Genomic DNA, 12,314 nt, shown 5'->3' with positions numbered 1-12,314 from the left:
GTACCGCGGACGCCGACGAAGGGAGCGCCGATGTCGGAGCCACATGTCACGCTCGACCCGCGCGGGTTGGACCCGGTGCAGCGGAAGCTGCGCGGCCCGCTGGAGGATCAGCTGACCTCGGCTCTCCAGGCAGCCACCGAACGGGTCCGCGCCGGCTACGGTGGCGAGCCCGTCGAACAGGTCTGCCAGCGGCTGCTCGACGAGACCCGGGCCGGCCTGCACCCCGACATCGCGGCGGGCTTCAACCCGGACATGGACGAGTTCTGCCGCGTCGCCGTGGCGATCGTCCGGGGCACCGTCGTCTGAGCACTACCGGGTCCGCGGGGCGTTCAGGCGGCGACCGGGTCGATCCGCCAGCCGGTCAGCGTCGGCGCGGAATCCTTCGCCAACTCCGCCGCGTAGTCGCGCACCAGCGCGGGCAGCCGGTATCCGGCCGGCTCGTCGCGGCGCACCAGGTGCGCGTCGGCCAGTTCCTCCAGCGCCTGCCAGACCCGGTGCACGCTGACCCCCAGCCGGTCGGCGCTCCGCTCCGGCAGAACCGGGGCGTCCGGCGCCTCGCCCAGCTGTTCGAGCAGCCGGCCGGCCACCTCGTCACTGAACCGCACGGCTGCGACGCCGGTGGCGAGACGGGCACGCACCGAGAGGTCCTCGTACGCGAGCAGATCCAACCGGTCGCGGCCGTCGCGCAGCTGCGCGACCAAGGTGGCCACCGACAGGTCCGGCCGGCTCGCCAACCGTGACCCGGCGATCCGCAACGCCAGCACCGAGCCGGCGCAGAGCCGCACCAGCTCGGCCGTCGCGGCCGGGTCGGCCTTCAGCCGGTCGACGCCGGCGAGCATGGCGAGCAGCGGCCTCGCCTCCGCGACACTGAGCGGGTCAAGGTCGATCCGGCGGACGCCGTCGAGGCTGCGCAGGTGCCGCTGCCCGGCGACGATCAGGGCGGGCCCGGGAGCGGCCGGGATCAGCGGCCGTACCTGCTCGGCGCCGGTGACCCCGTCCACCACGAGCAGGAGCCGCCGTCCGGCGACCCGGGACCGCACCCAGCCGGCCAGCTCGTCGATCCCGTACGGCACCTCCGCGGCCGGCACGCCGAGCGCGCGCAGCACCCGGGCCAGCACCTCGGCGGGGGTCACCGACGGCCGGTAGCCGAGGTCGACGAAGACCTGCCCGTCCGGGAAGGCGGCGGCCACCGTGTGCGCCGCGCGTACCGCCAGCGCCGTCTTGCCGCTGCCGGCCGGTCCGCTGAGCACCGCGGCGGCCGGAGCGGCGCCGGTCACGGCCGCGGCCACCTCCGCCACCTCCGTCGTACGACCGACGAAGGTGACCAGGTCGGCGGGGAGCTCGCGAGGAACGGTGACCGGCGGAACCGCTGCCGGAGCCGGCGCGAGAACGGCGATCGGGGTGTCCGGAGGGACGTACGCGAGCCCGGGAGACCGGTCGAGCACAGCCCGGTGCAAGCGGGCCAGTTCCTCGCCCGGGTCGATACCGAGCTGTTCCTTCAGGGCGGTGTGCGCGTCGCGGTAGGCGGTGAGCGCGGCGGGCACGTCCCCGACCCGGTAGAGGGCCAGCATCAACTGTCCCCAGCCCCGCTCGCGCAGCGGGTGGGTGGCGACGTGCCGCCGGATCTCCGGGAGCAGGACAAGGTGCTCCCCGAAGGCGAGGCGAGCTTCGATCAGCTCCTCGAAGACCTGGAGTCGCTGCTCGTCCAGACTCGCCCAGCGGTTGTCGAGGGCGGTGCCGCGCGGCAGCCCCTCCCCGGCCGCGCCCCGCCAGCAGTCCAGGGCCGCGCGCAGCGACTCCACCGCGCCCCCCGGGTCACCGTCGGCAAGTCGGGTACGCCCCTTCCCCGCCAGCTGCTGGAACTCGGTGACGTCCAGCTCGTGCGGTGCCAGGGTCAGCTCGTACGCGTTCGGACGGGCGATCAGGCGGTCGCCGAGCACTCGGCGCAGGTTCGCCGCGTGCGAGCGCAGGTTGGCGACGGCGGAGGCCGGGGCCTCGTCCCGCCACACCATGCCGGCCAGCCGGTCCAGCGAGACGGAGCGGTTGGCGTCCAGTGCGAGCCCGGCGAGCACGGCGCGCCGCTTCGGCGGTGTCGGCGTGGTGATCCGGCCGTCGACGGTCAGCTCCACAGCCCCGAGTAGCCGGATCTGTAGTCGCATGTCGTGAGCCCCCCGTTACGCCTTGAGCTGGCTCAGGCTAGACGGGCGGGAAGTCGGGCAACAAGCCGATCGGCGGCTCGGAGAGTGTGATGAGTGTCAATGCGAAGGAACGGCGTGTCGACGTAACGGGCAGCGGCAGGAAAACGCTCCCATGGTGCCCGATGTGGACAGACTCCATCGACACAGATCACAGTCAGGCCTGACCAGCCACAACCCCTACCCCGTCCGGATCGCCGGCAAACCCGCCTCGACGGGACGACGAACAAACGGCGACGGACGCACGACCAGCACACACTGCCAACGCCCCGCCGCCAAGCCCTCGCACGGCCGCAACATGATCACCGATCCGGCCCGGCCGGCTGCCCGTTCGGGTCGGCGGCACTCCACCTGGCGGTGCCACACCCCGCCTCAACCGCCGACCTACGGGGCCCTCCACTGCAGCCGTTTCCAGTCACCGACCCCACGTCGGTGAGTCGCCAGGTGCCCGGGGCCTTCACGAGCACGAGAGGGTACCCCGCTTGAATCTGCCTGCCACCGGCGACGAAGACGTGCTGATCGTGTCTCTGCACGACGAGTTCAGCACCGTCTCACTGCTCCACGGCACCTGGCACTGGCTGGCGGAGTCACCGGCCACGGATCTGGTGGAGGTCCTGCTGTGCGGCCAGGAGGCGTGGGTACCGGCCGCCGCGCTGGTGCGACCGGAGACCGGGCTGGCCGCGCTGCGGCTCGCCCACGACGTGCCACGCCTCCTGACCGACTTCACGTGGCGGGAGCAGTAACCGGGTCGAAAGTCCGGCCAAGCCGCGCTTGCGATCGGTGCCGTCCGCCTCCGACGGACGTCAAGGACCGTCTCGTGACGTCGTAATGACGCTCAGAGCCGCGTGACGAGATGCTGCACGACCTCGACCATCTTGTCGCGCGGGAGTTGCTGGGGGCCCAGGAAGACCGCGATCCGCAGCTGCTTCTGGTACGGGACGGCGACAGCGGCTCCCCGCAGGTTGTCCTTGACGTACGTCAGGCCGTCGATGCCGTCGCCGAGCCCCGTGATCCGCTTGACCTCGCCGTCGGCGTAGTCGGCGATCTGGTCGATCGACTCGACGACGGTGCCGTCCGGATCGGGCCGCTCGGTGACCGACAACGCGAACGGCTCAGCACCGTCGCGCCCGTAACCGCAGGTGTAGCGCTTCGCTCCGTCGCCGAGATCCTCGACGCCGGCCTCGCGCGCCTTGAGCTTGGTGCTCGAGGTGCCGCCCAGCAGGTCGATGACGGCGTCGGCCGTCAGTATCTTGCAGGCGGAGGTGACGGCCTTCGGGCGGGCCGGGCCTGTGGGGCTGGCCGCAGCGGCGGCCTTGCTGTCCGGGGCCACCCACTCGGCCGCTCCCGGTTCCGCGCAGCCGGCGAGAAGGGTGAGCCCAGTGACGGCCAGAGCCGCAACGTGGAGACGTGTGCCTGTCGTTTTCTTCATCAATCGGGCTTGCACGCTCGTACAGCGACCAATGGGACTCCTTCGTTACACGGTCCGGGCAACGGGACGAAGCACCCTGGTGCCGGCCTCCGGTCTACCGGTGTCGCCAGGGCCGGGCTGTCTCTCCAACAATCACCAGAACTCCGGCTTCTCCCACTGGACGCACGTGGGCCGCTGCCCGCCGGACAGACAGAACTCCTTCACCGCCCGACTCAGCAGGGCTACGGAAATCTCCGAATGCGCAGGGAACTCGGTCATCTGATTCACGCAGGAGTAACGAACCTCGGTACGACCCTTGTGCGACCCGACCGTCGTCCAGTTACCGCTGGCATCCATGAACTCGAGAACACCGACCTGGAGCGTGCGATCGGCACCCACCAGCAGCTCATGGTCGGGAGTTCCGGAAGGTAGGGGTGACCGTTCCAGGGAATGCAGCTCAGCCAGATTCTGGTGGGTCGGCCCCGCCAACAGTGCATCGATCAGCCGGTCCACGTCCTCTGGCGTGGCAAGCAACTCACGCTCGTCGCCATGCTGTGGTCGGTAGTACGCCTCCACGCGGAACTGCATGAACCGCCCTCCCTGTAGAGAAGCCCTTCGTAGCAGGAGTGAAGAACCTACTGGTCCTGATCGTCGTCATACGCCTGACACGAGACCAGACGGTTCATGAACTCCTCGAACGAGTTGGCGACCCGCCGGGGGACTCTGTCCTCACCGACGTAGGCGACCGCCGGCTCGCCATCCGGCCCGGACGCGGAGTAGTCCAGCATGACGGTGTCGGGACCGGCCAGAGGTGTCACGCCCAGCACGACCCCGACCTCGGGGTAGCCCCACTCGGCGATCAAGTAAGCGGACAGGGCGTCGACCCCCTCGGGAAACCCGACACCCATGATCACGTCAACCTGGAAGTGGTCGGCCGTCCAAAACGTCCGGAAGCTCGTCGGAAAGCAGCCGTCCTTCAGCACACCGCCGTTCTGCTGATACATCACCTCGACATACGCATGCGGCAAGCGGACCCCGAGGGTCGCCTCGGCCCGACGCACCATGTCCGCGGTCAGCGCCGGCCCCGACCAGGACGAGGGACCCTCTTCGAACGGAAGGCTCTCAGTCATCCCCACCAGCCGCCCGACGCTCTCCGTTGATCTCACCACGGACCCATCGGATGCACTCGGGCCGGCCACCGGTACCGGTGCGACAGAACTCTTCCACAGCGGTTCGAACCTGCGCGACCGGAAGGACGCTGCGACGGTCGTAGCAGAGTGGGCTGCCAGGGTCCGAGAGAACCCGTGGGTCGAAGTCCGGTGGAGTCGGATTGTCGGACACCCAACACCACTGGGAGACCTCATCTCGGTCCCGCGCGGCGCGTTGGGGACTGACGTACCAGACGAGGCCGCCGTAGCCAGTCGATGAGTTGACCGAGACGTGGAGGTAGTTGTCCGGCCACCAGTCGCGGGTCCTTGCCGTGTGCCGCCGCTCGGCGAACGTGAACACCACGTTGTCGCCCGCACCGACGCCCGGCAGCGACACTCTCTGCTCGTCGACGGCAAGCGTGATGAGGTCACGCATGCCCGGCCACGTCTCGGCGTAGTGGTAGCGGGCATCGGTCCGGAGGTGGAGAATCAAGCGTCGGCCCGATCAGTACCAGATCTGGAAGCGGACGATGGCAGGCCGCGACACGTCGTCGCCGGAGATTCGCAGACGGGCGGGGCCCGGACGGTCGGTGATCGCCTGCAACTAGATCCCTTCGGCTGGGTCATGAAGGACGAACTCGCCGTGCAGGGACGAGATGGTCCCGTCGAACAGTGCGGCGCCAGCTAGGGCAAGGTCCGGCGAATCACCCTCGAACAGATCCACGGTCACCGGGCCGTCGACAGGATGCTGAACGCACAGATAGATCGAGTCCGCCGTGGCATGGATCTCGCTGTCCCCAGGCCATTCGGCATGCGTCTCCACCGAGTTGACATCCCTCACGATGAGCAGGCCGTTGCCGACAAACGCACGAAACGACCCGAGGAAGCCGTCCTCTTCGTAGTCTCCGGCCGACACTGGCACATCTCCTGCTCGGAAACCTCGCGCAGTCCGATCACGTCGTAGCACCGCGCCATGATCGTACGCTGAACCCCAGCGTGACGTTCTTCACCGGCACCCCGGCCGAGTCGCTCGGCGCGACGAAGAGCTGCCGCAGGGTTGCCCGCAAGAAGCCGCCGGCCCCGGACAACAAACGTCGGACACGAGCGATAGGAGGAAACCCAGCCCCGCTCCCGTGGCGTCTCCATGCGGCACAGAGGCCGCCGCTATCCGCCGCTACTGTGACTGCCGGTGGTGACGGGTGTAGGCGTCCTCAAGGCTGCCTCCAGCTAGGACATCGAGAGCGATCCGAGCAGCCACCGCGGTCCAGCCCTGACGGCACCGCGCCAAGCCCGTGAGCGCTGCTCGATCAGCAGCGGAGAGCGTCCGACGCAGCTCGTACGTCGTGTCGAGGCCAATCTGGGACCAGATCCAATACGCCGCGATCACCGCATCGCCAACGGCCGTGGGATCTGCAGCAACCTCCGAGGTGAGATACGGCAATCCCCCATCGTTGTCCCCGTAACGCAACGCCAACGCGACCAACGTACGGCTAGCGAGGCGATCATCGGCATCACGATCGACCCGAGCCTGCGCGTAGTCGACGAGCTTGTAGATGGTGGCCCGATCGTTTGCCTTCCCCGACCAGAAGTCGTCCGTGCGCGGCAACGCGTCCAGGTCGTACATCGTCTGACGCAGCGGGGGAAATCAGACGATCAACGATGTCAGGGTGGCCCGCCTCTCGCGCCGTTTCGGTCAAGGATTCGACGACGGGGCTGATTTGCTTCTCGACCTCGGCGCTCGTCACGACTCGAACAGCCCCTTCTCCCTAGCCACCTGGACAAACGGCGACGCCCCCGGCTCCCCTACTCTGGCCTGATCCTCTGAGCTGCTCCGTCGCAGTACCCTTGTCCGAGATTAAGACGTACGCGGCGCGGCGCAACTTCTTCCATCTGTCCGCGGTATGAGTTGTGCTCACCCCTCCCGATGACCTCACACGTCAAGCAGGTTGAGAGAAGTGGCGAGCGGATGACCCTCGACGAACATCAGCGAAGGTCGTCCGCGACATCGATACAGCTAAGTAGTGTGCGGAGGCTTCGAAATCCTCCATTCGAAGTCGCCACGTCGCGGATGGCTCTCAAGGAGATTCGTCAGCATTGACGTCGGCGCTGCCGCAGGAATCGTTACGGCAATCACTCGTGCCGAATGCGCGTCGATTTCACCGCCAAGTTCGGAGAGATCCAACTCCATGCCTCTGAGATCCTCGATCTCAAGGTCCCGTCGATAGTAAATTTGCAGTGCGTAGTGGCCGCCGTCGCGAACTACGTGGTAGGTTCGTCCACCATCTTCGATGCGAACGATATCACCGCGGGCAATACCATCCGCCATCAGCGGTGAACGCTCCAACAGGTACAGCCCGGAACCGACGGGGGTTACGAGCAGCGATTCGAACGAATCCTGACCTGCCCGCGTCCTGCCGATCAGCACCTGAACAACTTCTGCCAAGGAATCCCATCCGTTCTTCCGTATGAGGGACGCAGCTTCCGCGGTCCGCGCACCACCGGCCTATCTCAGTACCGTGTCGTTCGGGACCTCCGCTGCGCAGATATCGAAGAGCCGACCTTTTCAGCCTCGAACAGCTTGGCTGGATCGGCTGGCCCCCGGCTTCGATCAGCTCACTCCACTCCGACCGGATAGCTGAGTTCTGCTGCCCTGTCACGCAGATCGGCCAAGCCCAGTGCCGGATTCAATGCACGGATTGCAGAGTCAGTGAGAGGATTCAGCGCGAGGACGTACTCGACTGCGGCTGGGGCGAGGGCTTTCTCATAGACCTCCCCGGCGTGCTGGACGTACTCTTGAGCGGTCCCGTCGCACAAAATGTCGAGCAACCACGAGCCGTCGGGATCGTCCTCCTCTTCTTCGGCTCGCGAGAAGTCGATGCCCCTGCCGGCCCGCCACTGGTCATCGGTCAGGCGCCGCCATAGCACGAAGGTGGCCTCCAGTTCGCCGTTCTCGTAGCAGAAGGCAGGTTCCCGCACTAGCCACTCGAACTGTTCCGGTAAGCCGTTGAGCAGCCCGGGCCACAGCCGTCCGCCATTAATCATATGCATTGGCGAATCATGGTAGTTGCCTCGGATAAATGCGCCGTCCAGCGTGAAGACGATGTTGTATTCCTCGCCGCTTCCGTTGCGCATCGAGGCCGCCTCACCTCCGCGCCAACTCCGATCGAAGTCGTAAAAGTCGCCGCCGATGATGGAGTCCAGCATGGCGAGCGCCCGCGAACGATCGTGCAGAACATTGATCGGTGGCAGTTTAGCGGCAACGTCGTACACGGTCACCGTGACAGGATACGAGTCCCCGGACCCGCCCACCGACTCGGGCAGGCCGCCCGTTGGCGATCAGAAGATTGCGGACGCGACGACCAGCTGGGCCAGCAGCGAACGGCCGAACACCGAAGAAAGCCAGTTCCGGCATTGGCGGCCAGTGCCGTCGGGTGGCGTGCCCACCCTGGCAGGGGCGATGGTTTCGGAGGTGGCATCTTCAACTTCGAGAGCGCTGAGGAATCACGAGCTTTAGACGGTGACGTTGCCGGATGACTACCCGACAGGGTGCTGTCGCGGTAGTCATCTGTGTGCGGCGGCTTGGGAGCGGACGTCACGGATGCCACCGCCAAGGCCGAAGGCGCCGGGGTGACAGTGGGCGGAGCGGGCAGACGATGTTTACACCCCCGCAGGGTCCTGCAGCGAAAGCTTCAACTCAAGAGCCCGGATGGCGAACACGTGCGGGCAGCGATTCCTACCCGCGCATGTCCTCGTAATGACCTTTGCAAACCACCGCGGCCAAACCCGCAGCCATACCAGCCGACCAGCCCCACCGGCAGTCCTGCCGCCGGAGTACGACATCGCGCCCCGTCAGAAGGGAATTTCCGAATTCAGCACGTGAGTGCGTGAGGGGCACCAATTGGCCGGATGACGCTCGCCGAACATCAGCGAGCGCCATCCGGGACATCGGTACAGCTATGCGGGGCGCGGAGGCTTCGAAATCCTCCATTCGAAGTCCCACGTCGCGGATGACTCTCAAGGAGAGTCGTCAGCGTCGAGGTCGGTGCTGCAGCAGGGATGGTTACGGCAATTACTCGTGCCGCATGTGCGTCGATTTCACCTCCAACCTCGGCGAGATGCGACTCCATTCCCCTGAGATCCTCTATCTCCAGATCCCGTCGGTAGTAAGTGAAACACCCTCTCAGGCACCCGGGCCGTCGATCACGGGCGGATCCGGTCAGCCAGACCGAAGCCTCAGTCGCGGTTGTTCCCCACGCGCCGCCAGAGCCCGTGCGTTAGTCGCCTGGAGGTCACTGACGGAGGTGGCACCAGCCGCCAGAAGAAGCCACCTGAGGCTACCGACGGGACACGGGAACCCATCAATGCAGAGCACAATCAGAATCTCCTTCTCCTGGGTCTCCGCATGCCACCACCGCCAAGACCGTGCAAGACGGTCCGGGTCCTCCGTTCGGTCGAACCAGGCAGTCCATGATTCGAGGGGCCACGGCTCATCTTCCGGAGAGCCCTCGTCCATAGACGACTCGTCAGAGTCCTGCACGGCAGTGTCACAGGCGTTCACGAACCAACGCGGAAGGCGCCGGCGCCATGAGCCGAGCATCGTCTCGCCTTCAGCTTCGAGCTGGACCGCGACAGAGAGCACCTCACGCACCCGGTGGAGCACTGGTCCCGCCTGCCCAGCCTGGGTTTGCGCCACGACACGTCCCAGGAGCCAGCCTGGCGGAATATCCGCCAGGCTGGACTCACTGCGAGTGTCCTCGTATTCCCAATACTCAGACAATGTCATTATCTGCGGATTTTACCAGACCCCTGGATAATGTTTGCCGACAAGTCATCAAGCCAATTGAACCGATGAGGCAGCCGGACTAGGTCCGGCTGCCTCAGTATGCCTTCTGACGTTTTGGGCGTTTGATGCCTAGCTAAACCAGCTCTTGCCAGACTGCAAAATCACGCGGGGTTCTTCGCGGCAATAATGCTCGCAATTGGTGCCCGCTCGACGGATATCAACCCAGCTATCGAACGAGGTTTCACCGCCAGGGAACCATACGCTCTGAATGACTTTCGATAGATTCAAGATCGTCGTCTAGAGTGTACCTGAGTTCGAATTTAACCTGGACATAAGACTCGTGATCGCCAGCCAAATCAATGACTTCCAACTGCCGGACGATACCGAGCGCAAAAGTGGGTTCAGCGAACCAATTTGCCTTACCGTACTGAAAGGGGTACCCGTCCGCGTCGGGACCTTCCGGCACTTCGAATTCGATTGCTGACCGGGTTACCACCAGCGAACGAGTACCGGTTACCCGTGAACGGGGTCCATGGACAGACCCATGTCGGCCAGGGCGCCGCCGTAGGCGCCCCGCGTCAGGAACCGGTTCTTGCCACCAGCCTTACCGTCGGTGTCGACCACGATCGTGACCAGCTTCTTGACCCCATCACCCTTGATCAACTGGGTGACGGGACGGCTCTGCCGGTCCCCCGACTCCACATCGGCGGCCAGAACCCGATCCCCGACCTTCACCTCCTCGATGGGCTTACTACTCCCATCGCTGAGGAGCACCCTCGTACCCGGCACGAAGCTGTTGCACTTCGGCTTGGTCGGAGTCTCCGTCTTGGGTTTGGGCGTGTTGGTGGGCAACGCCTTGGCGTCGACGGTCGCTTCGACGCCCTTCTCGACGTCCTTGACGGTGTCGATGCCGTCGGCGATCTTCTTACCCGTCTTCGCCAACTTCGCCGCGGCGTCCCGCGTCAGGAACCGGTTCAGACCGGGGTCGTAGTTACGGAACCCCATGTCGTACGTGCCCGAGCCCGCGTCCCAGCGGGAGGCGTTGAACCGGAACGCGTCGTGCGGCTCCTCACCCTTGGCTTGATGAATCAAATAACTCGATAGTTTGCCGGGCTTAGAATTGGTTTCCCCGCACCGGCAGGTACCGCCGCGGACGAGGCTTACGGAATACGCTCGTGGTTGCGGAACTGTGCCCTTCCGCGACTTGGGCTGTCGTCCGTCGGCCGGATGACGTCGATGACGGTCGGAATGCCTAGAGCGGCAACCAAGATCAGGTCGGAAAAGGATCACTCATACGCAAAGAACCATGATGGATACAAGAAACCTCGCCGAATCAAATTCGGCGGGGTTTCTTCATCGTTTCATTCCAGATCGCTACGAACTATTACCCGAATGGATTGTCATTCTGGACAAGCTCGACCACCGACTCCTTGTCAAGCCGACGTCCGTTCACGTGACCGGATACCCAGCCAATACGCGCCGGCCTGCCGCCCGTACCCGTGCGGCAAAATTCCTCAACGGCGGCACGCACTTGGGTAATTGGAAGAGTGCTGCATGGGTCATGGAACAACGGGACGCCGGGGTCAGAAACGACTCGAGGGTCGAAATCCGGCGGCTCGGGGTTGTTGGAAACCCAGACGGAGTCGTAGATGTTGCCCCTTCTGGGACTGCTTTCCGTGACACCCCAGACAAGACCCCCGTACCCGGTCGATCTATTAACCGCGACGCGAAGGAAGTTGTCCGCCACTTGGTTTTCATCACTGTGCCGCTGTTCAGAGAGACAGAACCAGGCATCCTGGCCAGGGGAGTACGAGCCACCCACGAAGCCTTCTGGCTCCAGCTTCTCCATGACCTCTGAGACAAGAGTTGACACTTCGGACCAACTCTCACCATAGCGCCAATCACGACCAAATGAGACACTTAGAATCACCCCTTCGATCGCCTCCCTCGCGGCTGACTCCAGCCCGTCAACGACGCCGGCCATGCAACGGACCCGCGCCATCTAAAACGATCGACTTTTGAGGAGACTCAGCTGTCGCCCAAAAAGGTCGCAGTCTTAGCATGAAGCCATAAAAGAAATTGGTTGAAGTCGTCAGCGAGCCGAACTGCGCCAAGCTCATCTTCGTACACTTGATCTCGGACTGGACCCGGCGCAAGGGCATAGACTGGCCCCGGCCCACCATCACCTGAACCTAGGGCATAGAGCGTGCCACCCCCATCGGATCCGAATGCCGAGATCCGCAAATTCCACTGCGCACCAATTCTGATTGGATCGGCACGCGCACGGCCATCCAATACCCTTCTCAGAGAATGGATGAAGTACCCAGAATCTACATCAGGCAAGGACACTTCGGAGATATGCGCATAGAACCGTAAGAGCTCTTCCGGAAGAGCTACAATCTGAGCTTGCGCCTCATCAATATCCTCTTGACTGGTGGGTCCACCAACATACTGAACGTCCGGAGGGTAACCGAAGCGCAGCTCAAAATTTGTTTCAATCTCTCGAGTCAGGCGCCTCATAGAATCTCGCCAAGCATTGTAGTCCAAGTCATCCATGCAGAGTCCCCTCGGTCACAAGCCTTCAACCTAGCAGACGCCTCAGTTGGCGCTGCCGAGCTGATCGCCCTAGGCCCGCCCCCCAATTTCGGCAGTAAGGCATCACTGGCGGGGGGGGGCCGGGGGGGGGGGGGCCCCCCGCAGAATTAGTGGGGGCGGGGAGGCGGGCCGGAATTCACCCCCCCCCCACAAACACAAGAGCGGACAGCGCTAGGGGGGTGGCC

14 protein-coding genes are annotated in these 12,314 nt (G+C 64.8%); 2 read left to right on the top strand and 12 right to left on the bottom strand.

The window, feature by feature from the left end:
• Positions 1-30: 30 nt before the first annotated feature.
• Positions 31-306 (top strand): hypothetical protein, encoded by a 276-nt coding sequence (locus tag AB0F98_RS29600; protein ID WP_076473617.1) that lies wholly within the window; start codon positions 31-33, stop codon positions 304-306.
• A gap of 23 nt (positions 307-329) precedes the next feature.
• Here AB0F98_RS29600 and AB0F98_RS29595 read toward each other — a convergent pair whose 3' ends face one another.
• Entirely contained in the window at positions 330-2,159 is a 1,830-nt protein-coding gene (locus AB0F98_RS29595; RefSeq protein ID WP_357742140.1) for a BTAD domain-containing putative transcriptional regulator, read from the bottom strand.
• Positions 2,160-2,677: 518 nt separating this feature from the next.
• On the opposite strand from AB0F98_RS29595, the gene AB0F98_RS29590 reads away from it, so the two are divergent.
• Positions 2,678-2,938, top strand: coding sequence for a hypothetical protein (locus tag AB0F98_RS29590; RefSeq protein ID WP_357742137.1), 261 nt, complete (start codon positions 2,678-2,680; stop codon positions 2,936-2,938).
• Between the two features lie 92 nt (positions 2,939-3,030).
• On the opposite strand, the gene AB0F98_RS29585 is transcribed toward AB0F98_RS29590, so the two are convergent.
• The 11 genes from AB0F98_RS29585 to AB0F98_RS29535 all read right to left on the bottom strand — a co-directional run bounded on the left by AB0F98_RS29585 (position 3,031) and on the right by AB0F98_RS29535 (position 12,090).
• Positions 3,031-3,525 (bottom strand): hypothetical protein, encoded by a 495-nt coding sequence (locus AB0F98_RS29585; RefSeq protein ID WP_357742134.1) that lies wholly within the window; start codon positions 3,523-3,525, stop codon positions 3,031-3,033.
• 231 nt (positions 3,526-3,756) lie between these two features.
• Complete coding sequence (locus AB0F98_RS29580) at positions 3,757-4,191, bottom strand: Imm1 family immunity protein (protein ID WP_357742132.1); 435 nt, start codon at positions 4,189-4,191, stop codon at positions 3,757-3,759.
• A gap of 47 nt (positions 4,192-4,238) precedes the next feature.
• The gene (locus AB0F98_RS29575; protein ID WP_357742296.1) at positions 4,239-4,733 is read right to left on the bottom strand and encodes an SMI1/KNR4 family protein; all 495 of its coding nucleotides are present in this window, start codon (positions 4,731-4,733) and stop codon (positions 4,239-4,241) included.
• Entirely contained in the window at positions 4,726-5,187 is a 462-nt protein-coding gene (locus tag AB0F98_RS29570) for an Imm1 family immunity protein (protein WP_357742129.1), read from the bottom strand. The genes AB0F98_RS29575 and AB0F98_RS29570 overlap by 8 nt, the downstream gene beginning before the upstream one ends.
• Positions 5,188-5,355: 168 nt before the next feature.
• Positions 5,356-5,667, bottom strand: coding sequence for a hypothetical protein (locus tag AB0F98_RS29565; RefSeq protein WP_357742126.1), 312 nt, complete (start codon positions 5,665-5,667; stop codon positions 5,356-5,358).
• Between the two features lie 258 nt (positions 5,668-5,925).
• Positions 5,926-6,375: a hypothetical protein gene (locus tag AB0F98_RS29560; protein ID WP_357742123.1), complete on the bottom strand. Its 450-nt coding sequence runs from the start codon at positions 6,373-6,375 to the stop codon at positions 5,926-5,928.
• Positions 6,376-6,765: 390 nt separating this feature from the next.
• A complete protein-coding gene (locus tag AB0F98_RS29555) occupies positions 6,766-7,194 on the bottom strand; it encodes a DUF4265 domain-containing protein (protein WP_357742120.1) in 429 nt (142 codons plus the stop codon).
• 170 nt (positions 7,195-7,364) lie between these two features.
• A complete protein-coding gene (locus tag AB0F98_RS29550; protein WP_357742117.1) occupies positions 7,365-8,027 on the bottom strand; it encodes a hypothetical protein in 663 nt (220 codons plus the stop codon).
• 2,020 nt (positions 8,028-10,047) lie between these two features.
• Positions 10,048-10,626 (bottom strand): RHS repeat-associated core domain-containing protein, encoded by a 579-nt coding sequence (locus tag AB0F98_RS29545; protein ID WP_357742114.1) that lies wholly within the window; start codon positions 10,624-10,626, stop codon positions 10,048-10,050.
• 292 nt (positions 10,627-10,918) lie between these two features.
• Entirely contained in the window at positions 10,919-11,383 is a 465-nt protein-coding gene (locus tag AB0F98_RS29540) for an Imm1 family immunity protein (RefSeq protein WP_357742111.1), read from the bottom strand.
• 179 nt (positions 11,384-11,562) lie between these two features.
• A complete protein-coding gene (locus AB0F98_RS29535) occupies positions 11,563-12,090 on the bottom strand; it encodes an SMI1/KNR4 family protein (RefSeq protein ID WP_357742108.1) in 528 nt (175 codons plus the stop codon).
• Between the last annotated feature and the right edge of the window lie 224 nt (positions 12,091-12,314).

Origin of the sequence: Micromonospora sp. NPDC023737, assembly GCF_040639715.1 — a bacterium.
Classification (GTDB): domain Bacteria; phylum Actinomycetota; class Actinomycetes; order Mycobacteriales; family Micromonosporaceae; genus Micromonospora.
Note: the sequence above shows the minus strand (reverse complement) of the source record. Positions and strands in the feature narration are given on the sequence as shown.

Excerpts from the sequence above, each read along its gene's own strand:
- AB0F98_RS29600 (WP_076473617.1), top strand. The coding sequence starts at position 31 with ATGTCGGAGCCACATGTCACGCTCGACCCGCGCGGGTTGGACCCGGTG.
- AB0F98_RS29595 (WP_357742140.1), bottom strand. The coding sequence starts at position 2,159 with ATGCGACTACAGATCCGGCTACTCGGGGCTGTGGAGCTGACCGTCGAC.
- AB0F98_RS29580 (WP_357742132.1), bottom strand. The coding sequence starts at position 4,191 with ATGCAGTTCCGCGTGGAGGCGTACTACCGACCACAGCATGGCGACGAG.
- AB0F98_RS29575 (WP_357742296.1), bottom strand. The coding sequence starts at position 4,733 with ATGACTGAGAGCCTTCCGTTCGAAGAGGGTCCCTCGTCCTGGTCGGGG.
- AB0F98_RS29570 (WP_357742129.1), bottom strand. The coding sequence starts at position 5,187 with ATGCGTGACCTCATCACGCTTGCCGTCGACGAGCAGAGAGTGTCGCTG.
- AB0F98_RS29560 (WP_357742123.1), bottom strand. The coding sequence starts at position 6,375 with ATGTACGACCTGGACGCGTTGCCGCGCACGGACGACTTCTGGTCGGGG.
- AB0F98_RS29540 (WP_357742111.1), bottom strand. The coding sequence starts at position 11,383 with ATGGAGAAGCTGGAGCCAGAAGGCTTCGTGGGTGGCTCGTACTCCCCT.
- AB0F98_RS29535 (WP_357742108.1), bottom strand. The coding sequence starts at position 12,090 with ATGGATGACTTGGACTACAATGCTTGGCGAGATTCTATGAGGCGCCTG.